Below are 26,849 nucleotides of genomic sequence, written 5' to 3' on the forward strand. Positions count from 1 at the left end.
ATGACTCCCGAACTACGGTGTAAGCAAGACCCGACCAACGGCGCCTCGGCTAAAAATGAAGACTGATTTCGCCGTAAAAACTGCGCGACGCCAACGGCAAATCGTTGGGAATAGCGGCCGGATTGCCGGCCAGACTGGGTTCCCGAGCGCTGACATCGAACAGATTACGCACAGAAAACGCGACTTCGAGATGCTTAGCCAAATTCTGCCGGCGTAGCGTCACATCCACCCAAGTATAATCCGCGACTGGCTTGCGCGTATCGCCAAAACTGCGGTCGCGCCCCACGATCCATTTGGCTTGCGGACTGAGTTGCCAATCGGGCAAAAACTCCCAATTCAGACGCAGATAGACCTGATGATGCGGCGCATACCCGCTATCGCGGTCCAGAGCCTGGTCACGGCTACGTTGATAGGCGTAGTTGCCGATAATTTTCAAAGTGTCGGCGGCCTGCCATTCCGCTTCCAATTCGGTGCCATAACCTTGCTGGACACCGGTATTTTGCGCGGTCGAGGTGGTGGCATTGGCATCCGGTACAAAACGGATGATGTCCTTCCACCAGAAGTTAAAGAAATTCAAACCCAGGCGCAGGCTGTCAGTCGGCCGATAGTCGAAACCCAACTCGACGTTTTCCATGGTTTCCGGGCGCAAGGCGGCGTTACCGAGTTGCGCCGGGTTGTTGATGATATACATTTCCTGAAACGACGGCGCCCGAAACGCCGAGCCATACATCAGTTTTGCCGTTAAATCGTAGCGGGCTTCCCAGATCAAGGCCGCGCGCGGATTGAAGGTGTTGCCAAAGTCCGAATAACGGTCGTAACGAGCGCCGGCAGTCAAACTCCAGTCGTTGGCAAAATTCCATTGGTCTTGTAAAAACAGGTATGCCACTTTGCGGTCCACTTCCGGAATGAAGGTCGCGGAGGTGCCGGAGACATCGGTCAGCGGAATCCCCGGCAGCGACGGTATCGGCGCACCGGTGGCAGGATCGATACCAAAATTCTGACTGACCCGCGCCTTGAACAGGCTGTCGTAATTAAATCCGATGCCGCTGCGTAACTGATGTCCCTGAAAGCCGCCGTAAGCAAAGGTCTGGCTGATGCGAACATGGCGTTCCCACACCTCGGGATTGCCGATGTAACCGTTGGGAAAAGTGACCGGCGCGCCGGCGCCGATCTGGCCGTTGGCGCCGATAGGCAAGGTAGTGCCGGCCGGAAATAGCGTCAAATTACGTTCTATTTCCTGACTGGTTTCGAAATAGCTGGCTTGCGTCGTCAAATCCCAGTTTTCGATGTCGGCATTATGGTAAGTGACGTCCGCGTTCCAACGGTCGCTGGCATAACGGTTGACCGGGTCCAGGGCTTGCGCGATACCCGAGCCGCTACCCGAATCGCTGCGATGTTGCAATCCGCCGCGAAACCGCCAATGGCCGCGCGACAAATCCAGCCGCGCGTCGAGATTGTCTCGCGACATGTTCAGTGGCCCCGGCGCCAGCGACGCGCGGGTCCCCAGTAAACTATCGAACTGGCTTTGCAGATCGGCATCGACGATGGCGTTCTGCCCGGCGGTCTTGTGGTATTCGAATGCCAAGGCAACATCAAAGCCGGCCCATTCGCCGCCATGCAGGGCCCAGCCGTCGTAGGTATCGAAACTGCCGACGCGCCCGCCCGTTTCAGTGCCTTCTATGTCCTGCTTGGTTTTGGTAATGACGTTGATCACGCCAGCGAAGGCATCCGCGCCATATACCGCTGAGCCCGGTCCGCGCACCACCTCGATACGAGCGATGTCCCGAATCGGCATGCCACCCCAGACCTCGCTGCGGCTGCCGGTATAGGAGTTGCTGATCGGGATGCCGTTGACCATCATCAACACTTGCTGATTAAACTGCGAATAAATGCCGCGAAACGTGTAAATCGGGTTATAGCCTATGGTGTTGCGTTCGACGTGCAGGCCGGGCACGCTTTCCAACGCTTCGTCGATGTCGGTGGCGCCCATTTGCTTGATGTCGTTGGCCGTGATAACGGTCGCAATCGACGGGGCTTTGGAAATCGGTTGCTTGTAACCGCTGGCGATACTGACCATTTCCTCGGTACCGTAGATTTGCGACAAAGCTTTTTCTTCCTCTTCCGTGGAAACCGGTTGCGCATGCGCGGACGCACTGATCAGGCAAGCGCACCAAGTGAGAAGCAGCGGGCGGACAAACATGGCTAACTCCAGTTTGGAATACTAGTTATTTCGGAAGTTATGCATTAACACTGGGGCTAATTTTGCCGAAGGATACCAAGGAGCGGGCGATGTTTGTTAATTTTCAGCCTATCGATTAACTCAGATCAATTCTTCCAGGTTTTCCGGCACGGGCGAAAGGATAGCAGAGACAAGCAAATCCGGGCCGGCGATGCAGGTGGGCAGGCTAGCGATTGCTGATTGACCCGGCGCTGTTTGGCGCGGGCGCGGGCGACCGGCCACCCTCTTCCACCCGGCTGTTCCGGGCGCAGCTAACAGACTCGGATTGATTGGTATTTGCGGATTGACTAATTAACAAGGCCGCGATAATCCCCGCCAAGATGCAAGACACGCCCTTCCAGAACGCCGCCGGATTGCGTTCCAGCAATGCCGGACCGGTTTTGGTCAGAAACGCCGGGTTGGGATGGCGTAAGTCAAAGATGAATTCGGACAAGTCTTCGTAACGCTTATGCGGATCGGGGTGCGCGGCCTTGCGAATCGCATCGTCGACCCAACCCGGAATATCCCGATTACGGTACAAGGTGGTGTCGTAACTGAGTTTGTTCTGCGCCGCCCTGGATTTACATTTGGCCACTTCCGCGCCATAAGGCAGTTTGCCGGTCAGCATTTGATAGGCGATCACCGCCAGAGAAAACTGCTCCGAGCACACCGTGCCCGGTTCGCCGAGGAAATACTCGGGCGCGGTATATTGCGCGGTGCCTAGCATATGCTGGCGGCCGATAGGAGTACCCATTTCCATCACGCCGGCGACGCGGGTGGAACCAAAGTCGATGATTTTCACCGTGCCGGTGCTGTCTATCATGATGTTGTCCGGCCGCAAATCCTGATGCAACATTTCCAGCCTATGAAAGCCGCGCAAGCCCTTGGCGATTTGCTCGACGATGCCGCGCACGGTTTCAAGGTCCGGTTGCGGGTGATCGATCATCCATTGTTTCAGGGTCTGGCCGTCGATAAATTCTGTCGCCACATAGAAAAAATTGCGTTTACGCGTTTGCGCACAGGGCTTCAATACATGGGCGTTATTGATGCGCCGGGCAATCCAATCCTCCATCAGAAAGCGTTCCAAATACGCCGGATCGCCGCGTAAGTCGATGGATGGGGTTTTAAGTACCACTTGGGTTTGGGTGTCGTTGTCCACCGCCAAATAAATATGGCTGCGGCTGCTGGCGTGCAACTGCCGAAAGATGGTGTAGCCGTCGAATTCCATCCTGGCTTCCAACTGCGGCGGGAACGGCAAGTCGGTCAAGGACTGATACAGCTCATTGGCACTGGGGAGCGGCAGTTGGTCTACATGCACAATCTGCAGCGTCAGATTATCTCCACTGCCATTTTCATAGGCGGCCGTGACGATAGCTTGGGCCGCGCCATCCAGATCGTCGCCGGCTTGGCCGATGGTTTGGGTGACAAAACGCGGACTAACGTATTCGTAGACGCCGTCGGTTGCCAATACAAATATATCGCCCAGGCTGACGGTCAGCGCCTGATAGTCAATTTCCAGATGCGAGTCCATGCCCATGGCCCGGCTCAGATAGCTTTTTTCCTGAGACAGCCACAAACGGTGGTCGTGGGTCAGCTGTTCCAGTTCCTCGCCGCTTACCCGATAAATCCGCGTGTCGCCGACAGAAAACAGATGCGCGGTGGTGGATTTAATCACCAGCGCGCTCAAGGTGCAGACATAGCCGCGATCCATATCGTAGCAATCGCGGCTTTGCCGGGTTTGCGCATACAGCCAGGAATTAGTGGCCGTCAGCACCCGCTGCACCGACTTTTTCACCGACCAGGCTTCCGAGGTGCAAAAATAATCCGCCAAAAAACCGGTCACCGCCGCCTGGCTGGCGATGTGACTGACCTCGCTACTGCTGATGCCGTCGGCCAAGGCGATGGCAACGCCTTTGGCGCTTAACTGCGGTTCCTTGGCCATATACACACCATGAAAATCCTGATTCAGCGCCTTGCGGCCTTTATCGGAATATTGGCCGACCGTGATGCTTAATTTACCGGACATGGCTTATAGCAAAGCAACCTTAGTAACTCTTGTAAGGCAGAAACTTCCCGCTCATGACGATCTTGACCCGGTCGCCTTTCGGGTCGGGCTCACGCTGCAAGTCCATACTAAAATCGATGGCGCTCATGATGCCGTCGCCGAATTCCTCGTGGATCAAGGCCTTAAAAGTGGTGCCGTAGACATTCACCAACTCGTAAAAACGGTAAATCAGCGGATCGGTCGGCACGGCGCTGGGTAGCGAACCTTTATACGGCACCACTTGCAGTTGGGCGATAGCCGCAGGCGGCAGTTCCAACAACGCGCCGATGATCGCGGCTTGCTCGGCGTTTAAAGTCATCTGCCCCAACAATGCGGCAGTGGTCCATTCCTTACTTAAACCAATCGCTTCAGCCAGTTGCGCCCAGCTCAATTGCTTAGCCAGTTTTTGCGTAACGACCAACTCGGTCACTTCGTTGCGTGTCATTTTTAACTCCTTTGCCCATTTGAACAGCGAAAAAAAGCCCCGTGCTCAGCGGCATCGGGGCCGGATCGTTTAGCGCTTAGTTGAAAGAACGCTTCGGCGCGGTTTTGACATGCGTGGAATACAAAGTCAAACCGGTAAACGCCAAGCCGCCGACCAGATTACCCAACACGGTCGGAATTTCATTCCAGATAAAATAATCCATGATCGAGAAATTGCCGCCCATGATCAGGCCGGACGGGAACAAAAACATGTTCACCACCGAATGCTCAAAGGTCATACCGAAGAACAGCATGATGGGCATCCACATTGCAATCACCTTGCCGCTGACCGAGGTGGAAATCATCGCCCCGACCACGCCGGTGGATACCATCCAATTGCAGAGCATGCCGCGAATAAAAATGGTAAACCATCCCGCCAAGCCGTATTTGGCATAGCCCAGGGTCCGCGCTTCGCCGATGCCGGCCAGTTTTTTACCGACTGCATCGGGTTCGACGGAGAAGCCGTAAGTAAAGACAATCGACATCATCACCGCCACCGTCAAGGCGCCAAGAAAATTACCGACAAACACCAAGCCCCAGTTTCTTAACACGCCGCTCAGCGTGACGCCCGCGCGTTTATCGATCCAGGCCAGTGGAGTCAACACAAAAACCCCGGTAAGCAGATCGAAACCCAGCAAATACAGCATGCAAAAACCCACCGGGAACAAAATCGCGCCAAAGATCGGCGAGTTGGTTTGCACGGTAATCGCGACCGCAAATACCGCCGCCAGCGCCAGGATAGCACCGGCCATGTAAGCGCGGATTAACGTGTCGCGGGTAGACATGAAGATTTTGGATTCACCGGCATCGACCATCTTTGTGACGAATTCCGAAGGGATCAGATAGGACATAACTCACCTTTAAATTGTGGGAAGGATTTGAATGTCGGTGTTTATCAAGCACCGCGATTCGTTTGATTGAGCCTGTATGCGCAAGCTAAAGCGCCCTTGGAAACGGCGTGTTGCTCGTCAGCGAAAGTCCTGAAGGGAAAAAAGCGGGACAACGGCCGAGCAAACCGTGTTGCGGGTAATAAAACCAGCAACATTTCAACGCCGTTGTTGAAGGGAACCGAGGGTGCGCCATTGCACCGGGTAAATTGCAGCACGGATTGTGCCAGCGCTTTGAATCCAGCCCAACCAAGCTTTGCGCTGCCAAGCTCAGCAAGCCAAATCCGCATCGCGCACCAAAACGGATTGCCAATGCACCAAAACAGGAAAACGCCAATCCGAGACAAGTCCGAAGACAGATGCGAAGCCAGTATCAGCAATCCACTTCCCGCAACCGGCCACTAGCGGCTATTTTCAGCAAAAACACCAAGTAGCGGCTATGCTTCGCCGACAATTGTTCACAATCGATCCCAACGCCATCGCCCTATGTAGCCGAGCCCATGCCATCGTCGTCGCTTAATAAAAAACTGGTCCTTACATACAGTCTATGGAAAAAACTACTGGCCCTATTGGGATTAGCGATAGCCTTACGAATAGTCTGGGCCGGATTTCTGAGCAATTTCTTCATCCTCGAAGTTAGTTTTATTTTATTGGGCATTTATTGGGCATGGGTGATTCTTGGCATCGTCTCGACTATATCGATTGCTCTGTATCCAGATAAAATCGTCAAGCGCAAGTGGTTCGGTCAAGACATGATTCCTACTCATGCATTGGTCGACATTAAAATCCAGAGCTCGAGTAGCGGTGAATCATTCCGATTTTTTCACGGCTCCAGCAAAAACATCCGCGAGTCTATTCAGGTGGCGGGCTATTTTTTGTCGCCGGAGCTACGACTGTGGCTAGATTCGTATCGACGTAATATCTATCGGCTAGGCAACTTCTCCAGCAGCCCGCTGAGCAGCAATAGTGCCGTCTGCGTGGAGTTCGATAAAGCGGTGTCGTCCTTTCGTTTCATGGCCGTGCTGACCGCCGTATACCTGTTGGTGTATGTGATTTATGCAACGATACTGCACTGGCAATATCCGCTATTCACCGGTTACGCGCCGCAATTGCCGGCCTGGCCGATGCGCTTATTGTTTGTTGCCATCGCCTTGGCGGCCTATCCGCTATTGCAAACGCTGGCCAAGCCGCCCGTCAATGTGCCGAACTATTCCTTACGCGTGGCGCAGGCCCAGCAGCGGGCCTTCCGTTCCGCGTTAATCGCCAACGGTGTGGCTTGGTTAGGTCTGCCGCTGTTTTTGCTGTGCGGTAACAGGCTGGATTTTTACCTGCTGCTGTCGATAGGCGCGCTTTATCACTACGACTTTTATCCTCGGCTATCCACCTGGGAAAGCGTGTTGCAAGCCGCACCGGAAACGCGGCCGGTGCAAGCGACAGTCCCTCGGCGTTCCATGCAGGTTTCCTTGGCCTTGTTGGGCGGCTTATCGCTAGCCAATTATCACGGCAACCCCGACGATTTTCGGATCCGCCAACAAGATTGCGTAGACGACCAGGGCAATCCTATTGAATGTCGAAGCAGCGGTAGCCATGGCGGCGGCTCAAGTTCCAGTTATCGCGGTAATAGCAGCTCGGACAGCCATGGTTTGGTTAGACGCGGCGGCTTCGGTTTCTTCGGTGGTTCGCACAGTTCTTTCGGCGGCTAAGCATGCAACGGATAGAACTAAGGCCTCGCGCCGATTGGCAACAGCGGGTGGAGGCCGTGGGTATGAATTATCACACCCTGGACGGCGATGTTTATTGGGACGAATCGGCCTGCTATCGATTCACGGCCAGCCAGATCGATATTCTCGACGATGCCACCGCCGAATTGCATGCACTGTGTCTACAAGCCGTACAAGCCATCATCGACCGCAAGTTGTTCAACAAACTGTTAATTCCGGATTGGGCCGTGCCCTATATCGTCGATTCGTGGGAACGCCGCGAACCTAGCGTTTACGGCCGTTTCGATCTGGCCTGGGACGGCAGCGGCCAACCGAAATTGCTGGAATACAACGCCGACACACCCACTGCACTGCTGGAAGCGGCGGTGGTGCAATGGTTCTGGTTACGGGATTGCTATCCGGACGCCGATCAATTCAATTCCATACACGAAAAACTGCTCGGCTTTTGGCAACATTACCGGCAGCGCCAACCCAGCCTGCACTTTGTCGGCGTTGATAGCAGCGACGAAGACAGCGACAACCTGGAATATCTGCGCGATACCGCTGTGCAAGCCGGCCTGCAAACCCAACGCCTGGCTATCGAACAAATCGGCTGGGACGCCGACCGGCAACGCTTTGTCGATCTGCGCAATAACCCCATCCGCGCGCTGTTCAAACTGTATCCCTGGGAATGGCTGTTGCAAGAAGAGTTTGGCCCTTACCTGCCGCAAACCCAGCCGGCGATGCTGGAACCGCCCTGGAAACTGCTACTCAGCAACAAAGGCCTATTGCCGATTTTATGGGAGCTGTTTCCCGGCCACCCCAATTTGCTGGAGGCCAGCTTCGCCGATAAACCCTTGTTGGGCGACTATGTACGCAAGCCGCTGTATTCCCGCGAAGGCGCCAATATCCAGATTCACCGGGGCGCCAGCCTCGTCGAAACCGGCGGCAGCTACGGCGGCGAGGCCTGCATTTATCAACGCTATACGCCGCTGCCCGAGTTTGCCGGCAATTTTCCAGTGATCGGCTCCTGGATCATCGCCGATCAACCCGCCGGCATCGGCATCCGGGAAGACAAAACCGAAATCACCGGCAACAATAGCCGCTTCATCCCACATTATTTCGTCGAGAATTGACCATGGAATCGCTAGACCTCTCTCACATCCTGGCCGGCGCCAACGGCTTTTTTCTGCACTTCGTCGCGGCCGCCGCGCTAACCGGCGCGTTTGCTTTCTGTTATCTTTGGATTACACCCTACGCGGAATTCAAACTGATCCGCGAGGGCAAAACCGCCCCGGCCGTGGCGTTTAGCGCCGCACTGCTGGGCTTTGTATTGGCGCTGTGCGGGGCTATCGCCAACAGCGTGTCGTTTCTGGATATGCTGATTTGGGCCGGCATCGCTTTATTTTTACAGGTGCTGGTGTTTGTTGGGCTGCGGCTAGCTTTCGCGGACCTGTGCAAACGCATTGCAGACGACGAACTGGGACCCGCCATCGTCCTGGCCGGCTTTGCGCTGGCGGCGGGCTTATTAAGCGCAGCCTGCATGACTTATTAAGGCCATGACTGCCGCCAAACGCATCTTAATCGTCGAAGACGAACCGACGATTGCCGATACCTTGATTTATGTGCTGAACAGCAGCGGTTATCAAACCGAACATGTCGGCTTGCTGCAAACTGCGTTGTCTAGGCTGCAAACCGACTCGTTCTCTCTGGCTATTCTCGATGTCGGTCTACCGGACGGTAACGGCTTTGACTTGTGCCGGCAAATACGGCGTTTTTCCGACATTCCGGTGATTTTTCTAACCGCGCACGGCGACGAAATCGACCGTATCGTCGGTTTGGAGATCGGCGCCGACGACTATGTCACCAAGCCGTTCAGCCCACGCGAAGTGGCGGCCAGAGTCGGAGTGATTCTGCGCCGGCTGGGCACTGCCGATGTTGTTAACCAGGCCCTCAAATTTCCTGGTGCCGTCATTCCCGCAGAAGCGGGAATCCAGCGTGACAACTGGGCTCCAACCTACGCGGGAGCGACGATATTTGAGGGCCGGGTTAATAACAAGCAAACACCGGCAGCGAACACGCCGTTTGACCTAGATAGCCAAGCCGGTCGCATCCGCTATTGCGGACACTTGCTGGAATTAACCCGTTACGAGTTTTTGTTGCTGAAACTATTGATCGAAAACCCGGAACGGATTTTCTCCCGCGAACAACTGTTGGCAAGAATCTGGCAAGACCCCGGCGACGTGTTCGACCGCACCGTCGATACCCACATCAAAACCCTGCGCGCCAAACTGCGCTTGGCCGCCGCCGATCAAGATCCGATACGCACCCATCGCGGCCTGGGTTATAGCTTGCAAAGCCGATGAAGTTATCGGTACGTTTATTTCTGGGCTACTTCCTGCTGGTGGCCGTGACCGGGCAACTGGTGTTAATGCTGGTGGTGAAGCAGATCGGTCCCGGCGTTCGTACCGCGCTGGAAGCCAGTTTGGTGGATACCGCCAACCTGCTCGCCGAACTGGCCGCGCCGGATTTGCGGCATGGCAGCATCGCCGACGGCCATTTCGCTCAAGCGGTGAAGCGCTATAGCAAGCGGCCGGTATCGGCGAACATCTTTGGCTTTCCGAAACAAAGTCTGGATTACCGAGTTTACGTCACCGACGCGGCCGGCATCGTCCGTTTCGACTCGGCGGGAACGGCAATCGGCGAAAACTACTCGCGCTGGAACGACGTGTATCTCACTCTGCAAGGCCAATACGGCGCGCGCTCCTCGCAGGCCAACTCCGGCGACAAGACCAGCTCGACCATGCATGTCGCCGCGCCGGTGCGCGACGGCGATAAATTGATCGGCGTGGTTACCGTCGCCTATCCCACCGCCCTGCTGCAACCCATCGTCGAAGCCAGCAAACATACCATACAACGCGGCGCCTTCTGGCTGTTCGGTGGCGCGTTGCTATTCGGCGCGGTTTTCAACTGGCGTCTGACCCGCGCCATAGATTTATTGGTCGGCTACGCCCGCAGCGTCGCGTCCGGCGGCAAAGCCAGCCCGCCCAAATTGCGCAGCGTCGAACTGTCCACGCTGGCACACGCCCTGGAAAGCATGCGCCAGGAACTGGAAGGCAAACAATACGTCGAGCGCTACGTGCAAACCCTGACCCATGAAATGAAAAGCCCGCTCGCGGCGATACGCGGCGCGGCGGAATTGCTGGAAGAACCGCTGCCGGACGCCGACCGCCGCCGCTTCGCCGCCAATGCCCGCGAACAAGCCGAGCGTTTGGATCAGTTGATTGAACGGCTATTGGGACTGGCGGAATTAGAGCAGCGCCAGCAATTATCCGACCCACAGCTATTGGATTTAGGCGAATTGCTGAATAGCGTCCTGGCCGAAAAAACCCCGCAACTGCGGCAACTCAATCTGCACACCGCCGTGTCGGTAGACGAACCGCTACCAGTGCTGGCGGAAGAGTTTTTATTACGGCAGGCCATCTCCAATTTACTGGATAACGCATTGGCCTTCGCGCCCGCCGCTTCGACGATCGAAATCGACGGCCGCCGCGATGGTAAGCAAATCGTTTTACGTATCCGCGACCACGGTCCCGGCATCCCCGGCTACGCACTGGAGCGTTTATTTGAACGCTTCTACTCCCTACCTCGCCCCAACAATGGCCGGAAGAGTACCGGCCTGGGTTTGGCCTTTGTTCGGGAAGTGGCTGCGCTGCATGGCGGCGAGATCAAGGTTGGCAATGCCGAGGGCTGCGGGGCGGAGGTGGTGTTGAGTTTGTCGGCAAGTCATTGAGAAACAGTACAATAGCGACCACATTATTTCATATTGTTCAGATCATCATAGGATCCTAATTCCCTTAATCCATAAATCAATATGTCTCGCATTCATCAGTATTTGGAGCAAAAGTACCCAGGTAGTCGCGAGAGGGCCATCTTTCGTACTGAAATCATAAGGCTGTGTGAAGAATTCATCCAGTCTGGCTATGCTGACGACAAATTTGAAAACGAGCTTACGAGTCACCATACGTCTAAATTCTGGTCTTGCCTCTCCGAAGCACTGATCTTTGAACAACTGAGGGGAAAGCATTTTTTATCACGGCGAAACATTGGCGTTGGACCAGACTTTCTAATTGAGTGCAATGGACGAAAATTGTGGATTGAGGTTATCTGTCCCACCCCCTCTGGCATCCCAGATGATTGGCTAGAAATACAATTAAACAGAGCGCCAACCGCCCCAAATACCGAAATTCTGCTTCGCTGGGCTAGTGCCTACAAAGAAAAAGCGGAAAGATTGCTTGGTAATCCATCTGGCAAACCGATCAGCTATCTTGCCAACGGTATCGTCTCTGAACAAGACTTATACGTAATCGCGATTAACGGCTGCCAACTGCGCCATGGTCCGTTTTCCGCACTGCACGGTATGAGTCAATTTCCATATGCCGCAGAAGCGGTTTTCCCAATCGGCCCCTATCAAGTGCACTTCGACAGAGCGACCATGAATATCGTTGACCAAGGCTATCAGGAGAGGCTGAACATTCCCAAGCCAAAAGGAAAAGCAGTACCCGCAGACGCATTTCTCAATCCGACGCACAACATGATTAGTGCATTGTGGGCTGTGGACTTTAATGGTTGCCGAATCCTTGGCAACCATCAGCCATCTGCCATCATTCACAACCCTTGCGCACAAAATCCTCTGCCTTATGGCTTTTTGCCGTCAGACGACGAATTCCACGCAGTCGCCACAAGCGAAGAATTTTATTCATTCTGCCGTCTCTGATCTAGGTAGCTCAGATTGCGCACTAGCGTACTCTGACTTAGATTCTAAACATTAAAAAATCAAGTACCCCACTCTCAAGCCAGCAACAATCCGGTCTTTAACGTATATTTTCCGAATATTTGCAAAACCGACGATCACTATCGATAGAAGACAATTACGCAATTTCTAACCCAAAACAAATTATCAATTACCTAACGGAAACCCAGCGGCGTCATTGCATTTTGTCCGCTCGCTATGCCGTTAATGATCAATCGGTTTTAACCGCAATGCTACAAATTGACCTTAAGCACAATGCCTTAGCGATAGACGCTCGAAAATATTAATAACGCTCTGGTTTGCGAGCTAATTCTCATAAGCCGCAAATAAGCCGCGCAGAAAAATACCTAACAAAAAACCTAGTATATGCTTACCGCGCTGAGTCTAACTAGCAAGACCATGCGGCCGCACTAAAAAACACTCCCATAAAGTCGGCTGCATTTTTTTAAGTTCACGAGGAGAGTTTTTAATGTCATTGGATTTCGAGAAGCTGACCGTATACAGCAAATCGTTTAGCGGGTTTACCCCCGATAAGGAAGCTTTGTTGCTAGAGGTTGGGTCGCAAATTAAGCCACATCTGGCGGCGGTAACCGACGAATTTTATCAACAGTTGAGCACCATACCCGAAACAGCTTCGTTTCTGGAAGGGCGAGTCGAGGGTTTGAAAAATACCCACCGCCTATGGATGGAAGGGCTATTCACAGGCCCCTATGATAAAGACTTTACCGCACAGATGTTCAAGGTCGGTGATGTGCATGTCAAGGTTAAACTGCCTGTCGAATTCATGGCCGGGGCGATGACTTTGATCAATAACCATCTTTTCACGCTGATAGTTGAAACCTATGGTGAAGATAAACAATATTGTGCTCGGACGATTGCCGCGGTTAATTCGGTAACCGGCTTTTCATTGCTAGTGATGCAGCAATCCTATCAAGCGTCGAGCTTGGCGGAAGAACTGGAAAAGTTTTTGAAAATTTCCGGCATGAGCCGCACGTTATTCACCAATCTGGCTTTGGCCTACAGAGACAAATAAGGAGATCACCATGCGTTCGGATTTATTAATATCTGTTTTGACGGAATTGAATGGTTCATCGGCTGATATCGAAGCCAGTGGCGTGATATCGACTGATGGTTTAATGATGGCCTCGGTATTACCGGCTTCCATGGACGAAGACCGGGTAGGTGCGATGAGCGCCGCCATGTTGTCATTGGGTGATAGGACTGCGCAAGAGCTGGCGAGAGGCGAGTTGGAGCAAGTGCTGATCAAAGGTAAGGCTGGCTATGTGTTAATGACCTATGCCGGTTCCGAGGGTGTTCTCACGGTTTTGACCAAGTCATCGGCCAAATTGGGCTTGATATTTCTTGATGTTAAGAGAGCGGCGGTTCAGATCGCGGAGATGCTGTAAAGATTGAATTGGAGTGACGGGCTTACGCCCGTCACCTCGACCTTACCACCGGACAGACTGTTTTGAGCATCCGGCAGTCGATCCCAGCCTTCAAATACCTTTACCGCTCTCAGGCGGCCGTAAATACCAAAGCTCTATAGATTAAGGTGATGACATGGACTCCTCCTCACCCCTAGCGGTGTCACAATGCACCCGAAAATTTAAACGGGACAAAGAGGAGTCCGAAATGAATCGTAACGTAGTGGGTTTGGATATAGCAAAACAAGTGTTTCATCTGTTCATGATGCTCGAGGGCAAAGCGATCAAGCGGAAACTAAAGCGCTCGGAACTCCTGGAATTCATAGCTCAACTACCACCAAGCCTGATCGCGCTGGAAGCCTGCGGTGGTTCGCACCACTGGGCACGGTCGTTCCAAGCACTGGGTCATGAGGTCGTGCTATTGAACGCCCGTTACGTGAAAGCCTTCGTGGTGGGCAACAAAAACGATTTCAACGATGCCGAGGCGATCTTTACGGCGGCGCGGCAACCGAACAAACGTACGGTGGCCATTAAAAACATGGAACAACAAGACCTGGCCATGGTGCATGGCATTCGCCAAGGCAAAGTCGAGGAGCGTACGGCCTTGATCAATCAGATTCGCGGGCATTTGGCCGAGCGCGGGCTGGTGTTGCCGAAAAGTGCCCATCAGGTCAGAAAACAGTTGCCGTTGATGTTGGAAGATGCCGAGAAGCAACTGTCGACGCTCAGCCGCGCGCTGTTTGCCGAACAGTATCAAGCCCTGGTGGCGATTGATGAGGCCATCAAAACTATGGATCGGCAGATCGAAGCGCTGTGCCGGCAAAATGCCTTGAGCAAACGTCTGATTGCCATTCCGGGCATAGGCCCGCTCACCGCCACTTTGGCCGCCGCCGATGTGGGGGATGGCAAAGGTTATACGTCCAGTCGTGATTACGCCGCCAGTTTGGGCGTGGTGCCCAGACAGCATAGTAGCGGCGACCGCCAAGTCTTGCTCGGCATCAGCAAACGGGGTAATCGGCGCTTGCGCACCTTGTTGATCCACGGCGCCCGGGCGGTATTGAAATACTGCGGCGACAAGAGCGACCCGTTGAGCCGCTGGCTACAAGCCTTAATCGAACGGCGAGGCTTCAACAAGGCCGCCGTGGCCTTAGCTAACAAGAATGCCCGGATTATCTGGGCACTGGCCACTGGCTCTGGCGAATATGCGGCCCAAGTGGCTTGATTGAGTGATGTCCGAGTTGCCCACCCTTTGCCCAACGCCTCCACACGAGAGAAGGGTTCCGGCGTCGGGCAAAGCGTGGACAACTCTCAATCCGGTGATGCAAACGCTATAAACGAGTTCAACAGATTGCGGAGGCAAGTCACTCAAAAGTGATGACATTCAACAGGTCAGACCGGTGCTTTTAAATCCCGTTTAGCGCATAGGTTCTTTAGAAACCGTTAAGGTGTTAGTGGAAAAAGCGCGCGGATAGATTCATCAGGGTCCGAAGGTCAATCAAGCACCTTCATCAAGAGACCGAATATATGGCTGCAATCTCGATCTCTGTTGGAAACATTATTTTTGGGAATCTTGGCTGGCAATTGGGGAGGAGTCCATATATGCGTGCTAGGCTTCCCTGACAACTTAGCCTGACTTTGTCACATTGGCACTCGCTGATTGCTCCAGCGTCGCACCCACTAGACCTAAACTTCCCCGCCCTAAAAAGCTTAAGCCCCTCCTTATTTCCAACAAGGCAACAATCCGGTTTTTAACGTATATTTTCCGCATATTTGCAAAACCAATGATCACTAGCAATGGAAAACGACTACGCGATTTTTAGCCCGAAGCAGATTGTCAATTATTTAACGGAAATCCAGCAGCGTAATTGCATTTTGTCGGCTCGCTATGGCGCGGATAATCAGGCGTTTTTAACCGCGATTGTGCAAATCGACCTTAAGCACAATACCTTGGCGATAGACATTGCTCCCACCCAGGAATTGACGGACCGTTTGTTACTGAACAAGTGCGCGCATTTCTTCACGCAGGTGGATGGGATTGACGCGGCTTTTCAAGGGGTGAACATCAAACTGGCGCAAAGCGAGCATGGCGCAGTTTTGACCATGCCCCTGCCCGATAGGCTTTACTGGCGGCAGCGGCGCAATTATTACCGGGTGAAAGTACCGCAGTCGCATACAGGTACGTATTGCCAATTCGGTTTTAAGTTAAGCGATGCGGATGGCGAACAAATATCTGTCGTTAAAACCTTCAAACTGATGGATATTGGCTTATGTGGCCTGGCTTTATTGAATCCGGACCATGATTTGCAGCAGGAATTGCTTAGTATTGAAGCCGTCAGTGGCATGTTATTTCTGCACGACCATGAACATCACCACGCCGACGTCGGGATGCGCGCCAAATACAGTATCGACGTCAAAACCAATACGATAAACACCGCGCATCGGATAGGTTTTCAATTTACCGCCATTTCGCCGGCTTTTGAGAGCAGCGTGCAAATATACATGCAATCTATCGAACGGATGCTGAAAAACATCGAGAGTCATTAAATCGGCGCTAACTCGCGCTGTTTCCGTTAATCTCTAAGTTCAGCTAGGCTCAAACCAAAAACGGCCATCCCCTGATCGCCCGATGTCATCGCTAGCCCGTACAATACCTTCTTTAGCAAAAGGTCCTAGGTTTGCCATTCCAACCGTTTAGACAATAGGCAATATATCGTGTCAGTCATCAGGTTATTGCTACCCGCGCAAGGGTTTGCAGAAATTAGCCTTAATCCGAAAGAATTGGAAAACCAAGGCATTGCCGTCATAACAATCGAGCCAAACACTACGGAACCGATGAATTTGTTGGCTTTAGACGTCGTCCTGATCGATGGTGACTCGGCGTTGCCAGACAATCTGGACCTGATCAATCAAATAAAAGGCATTGCACCCTGCTGTAAATTTATAGTCCTGCTTAGCCATTCCAGCGCCCATGCCCTGACCTATATGCAGGTCGGAGTGACCGGGTTGCTGAGATGGTTTCCCGACGCGGCCAAATTGGCTGAGATCATCCGCGCGATTGTGCAAGGTGAATACTACCTGGACCAAGCGATTGCCCAGTTACTGGCCATGCGGCAAATCAAAAAACAATTAGAACCCTTTGTTTCTCTCAGCTCCCGCGAATTTGATGTGTTTTGTCTGTTAGCCGAAGGCTGTTCATTGCAAACGATAGCCACGCAACTGGGTATCAGCAGTAAAACTGTCTCCAATTGTCAAACTCAAATCAAGCTGAAACTGGCTATCGACAATCGGGACACACTGACAGAATTTGCCAATAGCCATGGCTTGATTATGCACAAAGGCGTATGATTCCCGTTATTCGGGAATTTTTCCTATTTTTGCGAGGTGGTTTATGAAAAAGTCAGTGTTAGCATTATCTGTATTAGCCGGTTTGGGCATGTTGTCCGCTAATGCTTTGGCAGCCGATCAAGGCTTGGAAAATTGCATCCAAGCCGTCAAAAAAGAAAAAGCGGGCGAGTTGATCAAACTGGAAAAGCTCAACGTAGCCGGCAAAGGCGCATATGAACTGGAACTGCGCGACAACAACCGCCAGGAATGGGAATACATGTGCGATGCCGACAGCGGCAAGCTGACTGAAAAAGAATCGGAAGTAGCCGACCCCAATAGCCAGGCATTCAAGAAGAATGTCAAAGTCACTGAAGAAGATGCCGCGGCAATTGCGCTAAAAGCCAACCCCGGCACGATTCAAGAAGTCGAATACGAAGTCGAGGAAAACGGCGGCTCGTCTTACGAATTCGACATAGTGAATGACAAAGGCAACGAAACCAAAATCGAAGTGGATGCCGCCAGCGGTAAAATCATCGAAACCGCCACCGAGGAATGGGAAATCGGCGAAGAGGCTGACGAAAAACGTTAATCAGGGCTTAACTGACTGACGCCTAACCCTTGGGACTCTCCCACGGAGAGTCCCACCAGCCCGCCGCGCCGCACACCGCGATGCGGCCAGTTACCAATCCAATGTTACGTCAATCCGCCAATGCTGCTCAGGTATTGACGTCCAAACCTATCGCCTGCCGGTGTTTCTCCCAGGTGTTATCCAGCAACAAAAAATAACCGAATAGCTGATACTGATATTCCGCCGGGTCGGTGGCCGAATGAAACGGTACCAGCAAAGCGGTGGAATAAATCAGCTGCCCCAGAAACAAGCCCTCGGCAATCTCCACCAACTCATCCAGACACGTGCCGATCGGCGCCGGCCCGCCGATTAGCGGGTAGCGGTAATGGAACTGGAACACTTTCTTAGGCCGATCAGGTCCGTTGTTCATCGGCAAGATCGACTCCCTATCATCCACGCCCAAAAAGCTGTAGCCCTGCCTGACGAACGGCGAAGGGCCGGCATCGGCTAATTGCTGGATGGAGGGTAGCGGCGGATGGTAATTCATATCCAATACCCGGAACAAGGCGTCAGTCGGCAGAATGCGCGAATCCTGGATATTATTGCCAAATACCCAATGTTCGGCGGCTTCCCGTTCCCAGAAGGCCTTGTCGGTTTTCGACATGCTATTGTCCCAACTGCCGCAGCTCAGATGTTCGGCGTACACGCCCGGCTGCTGCCAATAATGCTCGCGGTTTTTTTCGACCAGGGCGTAATGCGGAAAGCTGGTCGGATGCGCTTTAAGCTCGGCCACCCGCTCCGGATAGCGCTGGACCAAATCGTCACTTTCGTCCAGCAGCATACTCAATTTACGGCCGCTGATACGTTCAAAAGACTTGCCGGCCCACGGAAAAATAAACCGGCCGATATTAGCCCACACCGCATTCAACGCATTGGGTGCACGCGGATCGTTTTGCAGCTTATCTGCCAACGCAGCCGGAATCATGCTGTGTTCCTGCAAAGAGCGGGCGATGTTGGCGATAAAACTGTCGCCAAAGCCCCAATGCAAATTCAGCGTGGCACCATGGTAATAATCAAAGCAGCTGCACGGATCGCTCTGCCCGTACCAATCGCGCGCTTCGGGCGCATCGAAGCGGGTGTTGTAGCCTCTACCCTGCCCTTGAAACACGCCATCGACAATGCCGGGTGCGACGCCGGCGCGAAACAGGCGATTCAATACCTCAAAATGCCGCAGGTGATCGTCGAAACCGCTCGCCGCGGATATTTTGCCCTGCTGGCGTTGCAACATTTGCAAAATGGATTCGCCTGGCTGCAGTAACTCGCGCACATCGCCATCGTCACCATTTGGCGATGCTTCCAGGCAAAAGGTGGTGAATTTACGCTGTAACTCGGGATCGTCTCGCCAGCCAATCGCCCAATCCACACCATCTGGTGCAACGCCCGGTTTGGTAGACACCGGTTTATCGTAGCCCAATTCCTTCCAGCCGCGCTCGCCAGGCCGCGGCCGCAGGTTCGGAAAAGCTTCGTCAGCAAACGCCTCGCGGGCGCGAGCGGTATCTATCATCAAAAAGAAACCGTTATTTTGATAGCCGTAATCTATCGCGTTATCGCCGGTATACGCTTCGCCCAATTCCCACTCCGGCGGGTGATCGCCGAACAAGGGCATCTGCAAGGTGCCCAAACTGTAATGATGGGTGGCCATGACCAATTGGCCCAAATAGACGCCGTCGTCGATCTGCACCAACTCGTCGATCAGCCGCGTCATCGGAAACGCCGGATGTAAGTCGTGCCAACGGTAATTAAGCTGATAAACGGCTTTGCCGTTCATCTCTCCAACCACCGACTTGCCAGGCAAGGACAGGAAAATTCCGCCGGTTTTCACATACGGAATGGCCTTTTCCTTGGTCAAATTTTGGGCAAGCAATTGGCTATCGAAACCCTGCGCTTTGTTATCCAATGGTCGGTCCCGAAGATTCCAGAACTGCGTCAGCACCGGCAAGCCCAAGCTTTGAATGAAATTGGGATCGTTCGGTTCACGGAAAAAATTCCGGCCAATCCGAGTCGTTTCCGGATCGTAATTAAAGATCGATACCGGGTCGTGGCCACATTTCGCAGCAAACACCTCTTTAGCCACCGGCTCAAAGGTCTTGCCCATCCATAAGCCGGTACTGGCATAAGTGACATTCCACAAGGTCGCCATCCATTCCAGATGCGCCAACATCGAACGGTTGTCGCCGTGCTTCTTGGCGGCTTCCTTGAAATAATCGCTGTCGCGGATGGACATCGACACACCGATCATCGGCCCGTCCAGCGGCGTGCTGGTGCCGCATTTGAATAAGGTCAGCAGCTTTTCGTGGATACCCTCCCATTCCTCGCGGCGCAGGTTATCGCCCAAAATCTTGCGATAGCTGCCCAGCATAGGCAGCGCGCCAGCTTTAAGATCGTTGTTAAAAATGGCGTCGAGAGCGTTTGCCAGCGCTTGCTGCTCTTGCTCCGACGCAGTTGGGAAATTGGCGACATTGAGATAGTTGTTCATGGTCCTTCCCTTGTACTTGTTATATTTTTCGCTTAAACCGGACGCGTAAGCCCCGCTTAAAAGCCTTGTTGTGTTAGGTCTTTAACGATGTCGATATACACGGCCGGGACATTGAAATGCGTCAGCAGCACGCCGCGATAGTCCACCAAGTCGCCATGCGACAAACCTCGATCCGGATTGCTAGCCCCTATCAGCCCGCGAAACCTGCCCCACTGGCAGGATAGCGTGGAGACCATGCCGTCGTTGTCGCCTTCTATGCGCTTCAGCAACACTTGCGTGGCGGCAAACACCGGATCGTCGATAGCCCGGCGCATCAGCGTGCCGTAGCTTTGGTAGTAAACGCCCGGCATATCCGGCACGTGTTGATTAAATTCCGCTAGGTAGGTACACGTCAGCTGTTTGATAGCCATGCCGGCTTGGGGACTTTTGTCGCCGGTGATCCTGGCCAGAATGTCCATTACCCCAAAGCCCAATCTCTGCGCCAGGCGTTTAAAGAAATTTACGCTTAGCAGATTTTGCGTATCGGGAATGTCGCCGGCCACCAAATCCGCCACGGCAGAACCGTGATGCGGCGTGCAGACCGTGGTCAAACTGGCCACCTTACCGGCCATATCCAATTTGGAAATCAGATAACGCGCTTCCAGGCCGCCCTTGGAATGGGCGACGATATTGACCTTAGCCGCGCCGGTTTCGCTAAGTATTCGCTCAATATTCGGCTTCAGTGCGAGCGCGCTGCTTTCGTGGCTATTCCAGGCATCCAAGCCACCCTGAAAAACCCGGGCGCCGGCGGCTTCCAAGGTTTTCGGAATCCGTCCCCAGGAATTCAGCATCAGCAAGTCGTCGCGATAACCTACGCCGTGTAACAAAACGATGGGGTATAGCGTCCGGCACGACAGATCGGATTCGGATTTGGCATTCATGTTTAATCTCCTGCTTATCGGCTCAGCCCGCACAAATGCCGTACTTGGGTAAAATATCGTGCAGCACCGTCAACCGATGCAATTGCAGCGCGTCGTGAAACAACTTCCAATTGCTGCGCAAAAACTCCGGCGTGTATTTATGCACACGGATATCCCAACTGCTGCCCAGTGCTTTTTCCTTCCAGGAATTGGCGCCTTCGGCGGCATAGCTAATCTCGGCCGTACCGAAACTGAATTTCTCGTCTTTGAAGCCGTTCTTGACGATCTCCAGCCATTTCGCATGACGGGCTTTATCATCCTTAATCTTTAAATCAAGAAAGATTTTTTCCAGCAGCGCTTTGTCGGCGGCCGGTAGTCCAACCTGCGCTTTACCCAAATATTGCTGCATGACTTTACACATCGCGTCCGCGGCCTTACAAAAATCCTTTGGGTTCTCGCGATCAACCCAAACACCGCGACCGTTCCGATACTGCCAATGTAAAAACGGCAGATCGGGAAAATCCTTGGCGCGGCCATGACCCAACGGCGGAATCACGTCATCCAGAATATCCTCCAGCACATGCTGCAGCTGTTTGCTATACATGCCGGAGCTCGTCAGTTCCCGGGCATGTTCCACTTCATTGATCTCATGTATCACGCCGGCAAAACCCTGATGCGACCAGGTATCGGCATACACATGCAAGGCTATCCCCAGCCGATGCAGACTGTAAGGCTTGTCTTTATCATGGAGCGCGGCTTGTACCATTTCCTTGGCCGGCGGACTATCCGGCAAGCAGACGATTTTCTGGATAAACGTGCCGTCCGGATCCTCTCCCGGCCCTTTACCCCCGTTACCCGGGAGAAAATGGAACGGCAACCAGATCAGGTGGTTGTAATCGTTGTTCAAATTGCCGACATCGGTACTTTTATGCGAGGAATGTATCCGCGCATAAAAAGCGTCGTTGTCGAAATGCACGACGCCTTCGCTGACGGCATCGTCCACGTATTGCGCCGAATAGGCAATGATGTCGGCTTCCCGATGCGCAAAGCCCGCAATGCGGGCGGTGACATAAGTAACGGCGTGATGGAAATCGGTTTGCATGATGACTCTCCTTGAAATCAGCTGGCTTGCAAGCAATCGATGCAGTGTTCGATCTCCGCATCGCTCATGAATGCGCTGCGCCGATACTCGACATCGATACCAAAGCGCTGCAGCTTGTCCAGCCATAATGGGTTATAAGGCAGGGCGCTGACCTGCTTGATCCGGTGCTCCCGCAAAAACCGAGCTATGCCGCGCAGATTTTCATCGGTAGCGGTAATATTGGGGATCAATGGAATGCGTACTTTGACCGGAATCTCGGCGCTCTCGGTCAGGCGCAACAAGTTATCCAAAATAGGCCGATTGGAATGGCCGGTGTGCTGAACGCTGGCGGCTTCGTCGATCAGTTTTAAGTCGAAATAGATCAAATCCAGCCAAGGCAGCAATAAGCGGGCAAAACGCCCAAAATTGAACATGCCGTTAGTTTCGATGGCGGTACGAATGCCGGCGGCTTTCAGTTTTTTGAAAAATTCGTGCAGAAAATTCATCTGCATCGTACATTCGCCCCCCGAGGCTGTGACGCCGCCGCCGGTGGCATCGAAAAAGGGTTTATCGATAACCACCCGGTAAAACAGTTCGTCCACACTCAGCCATTGGCCGACCTGCTCCAGGGCATGCCGCGAGCACACCGCCGCGCAACGTCCGCATTGATCACAACGTTCCCTGTCAAACCGCAGTTGCCGGTCCCGCAGGGTTAAGGCTTGGGTTTTACAAGCCTTGAGACAAGGCCGCTCGCAGTCGTCCGGATGACATAACTCGGCACGAAAAGATAAGGACGGCCCCGAAACAATGCCCTCTGGGTTTTGACACCAACTGCAACTCAGCGGACAGCCTTTGAAAAACACCGTGGTACGGATGCCCGGCCCGTCTTCGCTGGTGTTGCGTTTGATATCGAAGATGTAGGCTTTGCTGTCCATCTTCCTGCTCCCTGTTCAGGCCGCTTTGGGAAGATCCAAGGACAACTGAATATCCGTGGCGATCGCGCCCAGTTTGAAGAGGTGGCCGACGTGGCCGGTCAACTGCACCAGATTTTCCAGCAGCAAACCGACGATATCCACGCCCGAACGGCCCAGCAGGCCGATGATGGATTGCACGTCTTTAAAGCGCACCACTAAATCGACCCGGCTGGGATCGTTCTCAATTTGGTCGGCCTGGTTTTCGGTCAGCACTTGGGTATCGACCAGCGCCAGTGAGTTCAGCGCCTGTCCGAACGGGGTCTTGATATATAGCGCCTCGGGATTGGGGCAAAACCGCAATAGCACGTTCATATCGTCGCCGCGTCGGCTGGTGCGGATCAGAAATTTACCTTGGTAGTAACGGCGGCCGCCCGGCGCGGCGGGATCGAGAATGACGAAATTTTCCTCGAAAAACGCATGAGCCTTGGCGGCTTGCGCGGCATCCAGATGGCTGTCGCGCAATAAATAGCCAAAACCCAAACGCAGCGCGACAGCCATGCCGCCAGCCAGTAGTCGGCCCTCGACTTTGTCCAACACCGCTGGCAACTCGCCGGCATCAATGGCGGCATTGATACCCAAGCGTAAGGTTTTTTGTAAATTCGGTAATAAAACGGGAAATCCGGCATGCATGACAGTTCTCCTCTTATAGCGCGCTGAGCGTATGTTGCTCGGCGCCGGTATCCAAACCAAAGTTAGCTCGTTGAATAATCTCTTTGCGCATTTGCGGGCTAAGGGTAACGAAATATGCCGAGTAGCCCGCCACCCGTATCATCAGATCCTTGAACGGTTCCAAGGCCTTATGCTCGGTATCGCCGGCACCCGCCTGTCCGGCGGCCGTGGCGGCGCGGTCGGCGGCCACCAGATCGTTGATCGACGACACGCACATTTGTACCAATACGCCGTTTTGGTCGGCAAAAGCTTTCATGTAACGCGAGAACAATTCGGTGTCTTCTTCGAAATGGCCTCGATCACGGGTAGTCAGGCTGAGATTATAGGTGTAGCCGTTCTGCACCGTATTGGCGTTCACCGACGTGACCGACAGCATATGATCCAACAGATTAACCGGCTCGCCGTTGGCTTTGACAACGCCGGGACACGGCGTGATGCCACTGGCGAAAGACTCGCCGCTACGCCGTCCATTGGGTGTGGCTTTGGTCAACATGCCGAAGCCGGCATGATTGGTCATGCTCCAGTAACCCGGCAGATAACGCCCGCCGCGATGGGTGCGGTATTGGGCAAACACTTCCTGTAACATCTCGGTCAACAGATGGGTATATTTGACGGCTGTAGCGTTGTTGTAAATACCGCCCGGAGTTTGATCGACACCGGCGCCGTATTTGGGGGCCAGACGGATCATTTCCTTGATTTGAGTCAAACGCTCGGCGCTTAAAGTGGGTAGGGGCAATGGCGCGTCTTCGGGATGCAGCCTGTTTTGCAGCCATTCCCTAAATGCCGTCCAGAGGCTTTTCGGCTGCAAGCTGCTGGCTTCAAAATCGGCTTGCATCGCCGCCAACAATTCGCCGGCCGAGATTTTGCCGCCAAACACCAAGGTATCCAGCACGCAAAACGAATCGATCACATCGGCCAAACCGATCACAGCAATCCCGGCCGAATTGTATTTGGCGCCACCGGCGGTCAGATCGCTAAAACTGGCTCCGTTACTGTCAGGGGTATTGGTCGGACCGGTAAATAAGCCGGACAAAAACGGCGACTGCCGGGATTGTTCGTAGAATCGGCCAAAATAATTGTTGCATTGCACGACATGCCTGGCCATTTCGTTCAATTGAAATTTAAAGGCCTCGATAAAGGCTGGCATGCCGTCCAGTTTGGTTAACGGCAAGGTGGTGTAGCGCTCGTCGCCGTAAAACAGATTTGGCGATTTCGGCGCCACGCCGTCGCTACGATGTTTGCCGCCGTACAAGGCCAACTCCAACACCGCCGGCAGCACCATCAAAGTCGAGCCGGTGTTGCCGTAATGTTTGTGCGCGGCGTTTTCTTCGATGCAGCCGATCGAGGTGTAGTCGTAGGCATCCGCCAAGGCCTCTTCGGAGCTAATGCCGGCGTGTGCCGCATAGTAACTAGCCATGGCCGGCACCACCGCCGCGTCGCCATGTAGCGCCGGTGTAGCCCTGGTCAAAATATTGACCTGGCAGATGCGTCTTAGGTATGGGTCCATCACCTCGGCTGGCAGCGGCTCGCCTTGCGAGTCGCGGTGATGCACATCCCGGTGATAGCGGGCATGCACGTTCGGATCTCGGATCGACAAAATCTCGGTAGCCTTGAGGATGATATAAGTCATGTCGTTGACGGCATCGACAACCTGACCGTTTTCGTAGCGGGTACCACCGACGGTCAGGGCCTGATTGGAGCCGCTGCCGGCGAACAGGGTTTCCGAACCGGAGGTGGACAGCGGCACATGATCGGAACAATGCAAGAAAAAATGGCTGACTAGCTCCACGGCATGGCGGATATAACCGTCTTGCGCTTGGGCACTATCCAGTTTTTGCCAGTCGGCCAGATAGAATGGATTGAGGATTTGATCCAGGCGGCCGATGGAAAAACCGAAATTGGTGTTTTCCTGCAATAACAGGTGATAACAAATCCAGACGACCGCGAGCGCTTCGTGCAAGGTTTCGGCGGGCTGAGCCGGCACTTTCCGGCAAATGGCCGCCAATTCTTGATTGCCGGCTTGCTCGGCAGCCTCGGCTAGGTGTTGCGCATAAATTTTGGCGCCTTCGTAAACTGCAATCACACCTTCCAGGAATTCTACCTGCTGCGGCGTGGCCGCCGCGCCATTGGCGATGTCTTGCCGGGCGCGGTCGATTAAGCCATCGAAGCCATATTTCAAAACCCGCTCAAAATCCGGCACCGTATGGGAAACGCAAGTGGCCTTATCAGACAGAAAGAACGCGACCCGCTCCATCAATTCCTGGGCCTTTGGAGTTTGTCCGGCTTTTTTGCTTAATGGCGGATCGATCGACGGTTGATAGTTGCTACCTACCCGGTCCCGATTTTCATATTCAGCACTATCGTAATCGCTATAGCGGGCCAACTCTTGGATTGGCTTCTGTTCCAACCAAAATGGAAATATCTCCCGATTCAGGCGGTCGGCCACTTCCGGGCGAATCTTGAACGGATTTTGCGCGCGGGTCGTGACGGTTTTTAATTCCGGCCAGATGCAATAACCGATGGTATCGGCATAAACCACCGGACCGACGAAGCTGATGGTGGTTTGACCGGGCAGTAAGTCCTCGGGATGCACGATAGCTGTTTTGTTGCTAAAGATATATTGCAGCGCCATAGCGCGCCGGGTGTAGGGCGGCAAGACCTGATTCTCGGGCTTGCGCAGGAATTCGGTCAGTAAGCGCGGCAACTCGTCGCAAATCTCCGGCGTGCCTTCCGGCGCAAACAGTTTCTCGCGCCAAGCCTTAACGACCGGGAATTGTGTCAGCGTAATGTTGCGTAGCGCCAAGTCCTTCAGAGTTTTAATGTTCTGGAAATCTTGATTGGCGATGGGAAATAAATCGATTTTGCCGGAACCGGAGTCAGGCATTGCGGAGCTCTTGCCGAGTTCTACCGAAATACCGCCGTCGGCTGATGGATATGGAACAGACATGTTCAATCTCCTTTACAACAGAACGATCCCTCAAAAGCTTAGCCAGCAGCTTACGGCGTGATCGCCAGCTCCCTGCCCCGGCCAATTTTGTGATGTACATCTAATTGTAGTCCATTCCTTATGAAACATAAGGAAATAAACAGGGCCAATTTCTTGTGCGCCAGCAACTGAAAAAACACCTACCCGGGCCGAAATACGGAACACCAAACGAAGACGTTTATCTGCACAAAACTTAAGAATTTATCAAGAGCGCCAGCATTTTTCGGTAAAGCTAAAATGGGT

The 26,849-nt window shown here is 53.6% G+C and carries 24 protein-coding genes; 13 read left to right on the plus strand and 11 right to left on the minus strand.

The features are described 5' to 3' along the window. Window positions 1-49 precede the first annotated feature (49 nt). The 5 genes from EBB_RS24600 to EBB_RS24620 all read right to left on the minus strand — a co-directional run bounded on the left by EBB_RS24600 (window position 50) and on the right by EBB_RS24620 (window position 6,012). On the minus strand, window positions 50-2,200 hold the full coding sequence (locus tag EBB_RS24600) for a TonB-dependent receptor plug domain-containing protein (RefSeq protein WP_192396266.1): 2,151 nt from the start codon (window positions 2,198-2,200) through the stop codon (window positions 50-52). 205 nt (window positions 2,201-2,405) lie between these two features. Further along, window positions 2,406-4,244, minus strand: coding sequence for a bifunctional protein-serine/threonine kinase/phosphatase (locus tag EBB_RS24605; RefSeq protein WP_225587745.1), 1,839 nt, complete (start codon window positions 4,242-4,244; stop codon window positions 2,406-2,408). A 19-nt stretch (window positions 4,245-4,263) separates the two neighbouring features. Continuing rightward, window positions 4,264-4,707 carry a cyanase gene (gene cynS / locus EBB_RS24610; RefSeq protein ID WP_101054970.1) on the minus strand — a complete coding sequence of 148 codons (444 nt, stop codon included), beginning with the start codon at window positions 4,705-4,707 and terminating at the stop codon, window positions 4,264-4,266. A gap of 76 nt (window positions 4,708-4,783) precedes the next feature. Further along, window positions 4,784-5,596 (minus strand): formate/nitrite transporter family protein, encoded by an 813-nt coding sequence (locus EBB_RS24615; RefSeq protein ID WP_192396267.1) that lies wholly within the window; start codon window positions 5,594-5,596, stop codon window positions 4,784-4,786. 44 nt (window positions 5,597-5,640) lie between these two features. Next, window positions 5,641-6,012, minus strand: coding sequence for a hypothetical protein (locus EBB_RS24620; RefSeq protein ID WP_192396268.1), 372 nt, complete (start codon window positions 6,010-6,012; stop codon window positions 5,641-5,643). Between the two features lie 120 nt (window positions 6,013-6,132). Here EBB_RS24620 and EBB_RS24625 point away from each other — a divergent pair, with 120 nt between their 5' ends. The 13 genes from EBB_RS24625 to EBB_RS24685 all read left to right on the plus strand — a co-directional run bounded on the left by EBB_RS24625 (window position 6,133) and on the right by EBB_RS24685 (window position 17,482). Then, on the plus strand, window positions 6,133-7,335 hold the full coding sequence (locus tag EBB_RS24625; RefSeq protein ID WP_192396269.1) for a hypothetical protein: 1,203 nt from the start codon (window positions 6,133-6,135) through the stop codon (window positions 7,333-7,335). A gap of 2 nt (window positions 7,336-7,337) precedes the next feature. Next, on the plus strand, window positions 7,338-8,468 hold the full coding sequence (locus tag EBB_RS24630; protein ID WP_192396270.1) for a glutathionylspermidine synthase family protein: 1,131 nt from the start codon (window positions 7,338-7,340) through the stop codon (window positions 8,466-8,468). Window positions 8,469-8,470: 2 nt separating this feature from the next. Beyond that, window positions 8,471-8,887 (plus strand): DUF350 domain-containing protein, encoded by a 417-nt coding sequence (locus EBB_RS24635; protein WP_192396271.1) that lies wholly within the window; start codon window positions 8,471-8,473, stop codon window positions 8,885-8,887. A gap of 4 nt (window positions 8,888-8,891) precedes the next feature. Further along, window positions 8,892-9,698 (plus strand): response regulator, encoded by an 807-nt coding sequence (locus EBB_RS24640; protein ID WP_192396272.1) that lies wholly within the window; start codon window positions 8,892-8,894, stop codon window positions 9,696-9,698. Beyond that, window positions 9,695-11,125 carry a two-component system sensor histidine kinase CreC gene (creC, locus tag EBB_RS24645; protein ID WP_192396273.1) on the plus strand — a complete coding sequence of 477 codons (1,431 nt, stop codon included), beginning with the start codon at window positions 9,695-9,697 and terminating at the stop codon, window positions 11,123-11,125. Before EBB_RS24640 ends, creC begins: the two co-directional genes overlap by 4 nt. An 81-nt stretch (window positions 11,126-11,206) precedes the next feature. Continuing rightward, a complete protein-coding gene (locus tag EBB_RS24650; protein WP_192396274.1) occupies window positions 11,207-12,109 on the plus strand; it encodes a hypothetical protein in 903 nt (300 codons plus the stop codon). 119 nt (window positions 12,110-12,228) lie between these two features. Continuing rightward, complete coding sequence (locus EBB_RS26805; RefSeq protein ID WP_192396275.1) at window positions 12,229-12,432, plus strand: flagellar regulator YcgR PilZN domain-containing protein; 204 nt, start codon at window positions 12,229-12,231, stop codon at window positions 12,430-12,432. A gap of 182 nt (window positions 12,433-12,614) precedes the next feature. Beyond that, a complete protein-coding gene (locus EBB_RS24660) occupies window positions 12,615-13,178 on the plus strand; it encodes a protoglobin domain-containing protein (protein WP_192396276.1) in 564 nt (187 codons plus the stop codon). A gap of 10 nt (window positions 13,179-13,188) precedes the next feature. Next, entirely contained in the window at window positions 13,189-13,551 is a 363-nt protein-coding gene (locus EBB_RS24665) for a roadblock/LC7 domain-containing protein (RefSeq protein WP_192373826.1), read from the plus strand. 226 nt (window positions 13,552-13,777) lie between these two features. After that, window positions 13,778-14,791 carry an IS110 family RNA-guided transposase gene (locus tag EBB_RS24670; RefSeq protein WP_192392543.1) on the plus strand — a complete coding sequence of 338 codons (1,014 nt, stop codon included), beginning with the start codon at window positions 13,778-13,780 and terminating at the stop codon, window positions 14,789-14,791. 572 nt (window positions 14,792-15,363) lie between these two features. Further along, entirely contained in the window at window positions 15,364-16,113 is a 750-nt protein-coding gene (locus tag EBB_RS24675; RefSeq protein WP_192396277.1) for a flagellar brake protein, read from the plus strand. Window positions 16,114-16,281: 168 nt separating this feature from the next. Then, window positions 16,282-16,914 (plus strand): LuxR C-terminal-related transcriptional regulator, encoded by a 633-nt coding sequence (locus EBB_RS26810; RefSeq protein ID WP_192396278.1) that lies wholly within the window; start codon window positions 16,282-16,284, stop codon window positions 16,912-16,914. Window positions 16,915-16,957: 43 nt separating this feature from the next. Then, window positions 16,958-17,482 carry a PepSY domain-containing protein gene (locus EBB_RS24685; RefSeq protein ID WP_192396279.1) on the plus strand — a complete coding sequence of 175 codons (525 nt, stop codon included), beginning with the start codon at window positions 16,958-16,960 and terminating at the stop codon, window positions 17,480-17,482. 127 nt (window positions 17,483-17,609) lie between these two features. On the opposite strand, the gene EBB_RS24690 is transcribed toward EBB_RS24685, so the two are convergent. Genes EBB_RS24690 through EBB_RS24715 form a run of 6 tightly spaced genes read right to left on the minus strand, consistent with a single transcriptional unit; the run spans window position 17,610 to window position 26,567 of the window. Next, the gene (locus EBB_RS24690) at window positions 17,610-19,997 is read right to left on the minus strand and encodes a hypothetical protein (protein ID WP_192396280.1); all 2,388 of its coding nucleotides are present in this window, start codon (window positions 19,995-19,997) and stop codon (window positions 17,610-17,612) included. A gap of 56 nt (window positions 19,998-20,053) precedes the next feature. Further along, on the minus strand, window positions 20,054-20,917 hold the full coding sequence (locus tag EBB_RS24695; protein WP_192396281.1) for an esterase/lipase family protein: 864 nt from the start codon (window positions 20,915-20,917) through the stop codon (window positions 20,054-20,056). A gap of 22 nt (window positions 20,918-20,939) precedes the next feature. Further along, entirely contained in the window at window positions 20,940-21,998 is a 1,059-nt protein-coding gene (locus EBB_RS24700) for a DUF6765 family protein (protein ID WP_192396282.1), read from the minus strand. A 17-nt stretch (window positions 21,999-22,015) separates the two neighbouring features. Beyond that, entirely contained in the window at window positions 22,016-22,912 is an 897-nt protein-coding gene (locus EBB_RS24705) for a glycyl-radical enzyme activating protein (protein WP_192396283.1), read from the minus strand. A gap of 15 nt (window positions 22,913-22,927) precedes the next feature. Next, the gene (locus tag EBB_RS24710) at window positions 22,928-23,581 is read right to left on the minus strand and encodes a hypothetical protein (RefSeq protein ID WP_192396284.1); all 654 of its coding nucleotides are present in this window, start codon (window positions 23,579-23,581) and stop codon (window positions 22,928-22,930) included. 13 nt (window positions 23,582-23,594) lie between these two features. Beyond that, on the minus strand, window positions 23,595-26,567 hold the full coding sequence (locus tag EBB_RS24715) for a pyruvate formate lyase family protein (RefSeq protein ID WP_192396285.1): 2,973 nt from the start codon (window positions 26,565-26,567) through the stop codon (window positions 23,595-23,597). Between the last annotated feature and the right edge of the window lie 282 nt (window positions 26,568-26,849).

Origin of the sequence: Methylomonas fluvii, assembly GCF_014850975.1 — a bacterium.
GTDB lineage: Bacteria > Pseudomonadota > Gammaproteobacteria > Methylococcales > Methylomonadaceae > Methylomonas > Methylomonas fluvii.

Coding starts and splice junctions, on each gene's coding strand:
- EBB_RS24600 (WP_192396266.1), bottom strand. CDS start 2,200: ATGTTTGTCCGCCCGCTGCTTCTCACTTGGTGCGCTTGCCTGATCAGT.
- EBB_RS24605 (WP_225587745.1), bottom strand. CDS start 4,244: ATGTCCGGTAAATTAAGCATCACGGTCGGCCAATATTCCGATAAAGGC.
- cynS (WP_101054970.1), bottom strand. CDS start 4,707: ATGACACGCAACGAAGTGACCGAGTTGGTCGTTACGCAAAAACTGGCT.
- EBB_RS24615 (WP_192396267.1), bottom strand. CDS start 5,596: ATGTCCTATCTGATCCCTTCGGAATTCGTCACAAAGATGGTCGATGCC.
- EBB_RS24625 (WP_192396269.1), top strand. CDS start 6,133: ATGCCATCGTCGTCGCTTAATAAAAAACTGGTCCTTACATACAGTCTA.
- EBB_RS24630 (WP_192396270.1), top strand. CDS start 7,338: ATGCAACGGATAGAACTAAGGCCTCGCGCCGATTGGCAACAGCGGGTG.
- EBB_RS24635 (WP_192396271.1), top strand. CDS start 8,471: ATGGAATCGCTAGACCTCTCTCACATCCTGGCCGGCGCCAACGGCTTT.
- EBB_RS24640 (WP_192396272.1), top strand. CDS start 8,892: ATGACTGCCGCCAAACGCATCTTAATCGTCGAAGACGAACCGACGATT.
- creC (WP_192396273.1), top strand. CDS start 9,695: ATGAAGTTATCGGTACGTTTATTTCTGGGCTACTTCCTGCTGGTGGCC.
- EBB_RS24650 (WP_192396274.1), top strand. CDS start 11,207: ATGTCTCGCATTCATCAGTATTTGGAGCAAAAGTACCCAGGTAGTCGC.
- EBB_RS24660 (WP_192396276.1), top strand. CDS start 12,615: ATGTCATTGGATTTCGAGAAGCTGACCGTATACAGCAAATCGTTTAGC.
- EBB_RS24665 (WP_192373826.1), top strand. CDS start 13,189: ATGCGTTCGGATTTATTAATATCTGTTTTGACGGAATTGAATGGTTCA.
- EBB_RS24670 (WP_192392543.1), top strand. CDS start 13,778: ATGAATCGTAACGTAGTGGGTTTGGATATAGCAAAACAAGTGTTTCAT.
- EBB_RS24675 (WP_192396277.1), top strand. CDS start 15,364: ATGGAAAACGACTACGCGATTTTTAGCCCGAAGCAGATTGTCAATTAT.
- EBB_RS24685 (WP_192396279.1), top strand. CDS start 16,958: ATGAAAAAGTCAGTGTTAGCATTATCTGTATTAGCCGGTTTGGGCATG.
- EBB_RS24690 (WP_192396280.1), bottom strand. CDS start 19,997: ATGAACAACTATCTCAATGTCGCCAATTTCCCAACTGCGTCGGAGCAA.
- EBB_RS24695 (WP_192396281.1), bottom strand. CDS start 20,917: ATGAATGCCAAATCCGAATCCGATCTGTCGTGCCGGACGCTATACCCC.
- EBB_RS24700 (WP_192396282.1), bottom strand. CDS start 21,998: ATGCAAACCGATTTCCATCACGCCGTTACTTATGTCACCGCCCGCATT.
- EBB_RS24705 (WP_192396283.1), bottom strand. CDS start 22,912: ATGGACAGCAAAGCCTACATCTTCGATATCAAACGCAACACCAGCGAA.
- EBB_RS24710 (WP_192396284.1), bottom strand. CDS start 23,581: ATGCATGCCGGATTTCCCGTTTTATTACCGAATTTACAAAAAACCTTA.
- EBB_RS24715 (WP_192396285.1), bottom strand. CDS start 26,567: ATGTCTGTTCCATATCCATCAGCCGACGGCGGTATTTCGGTAGAACTC.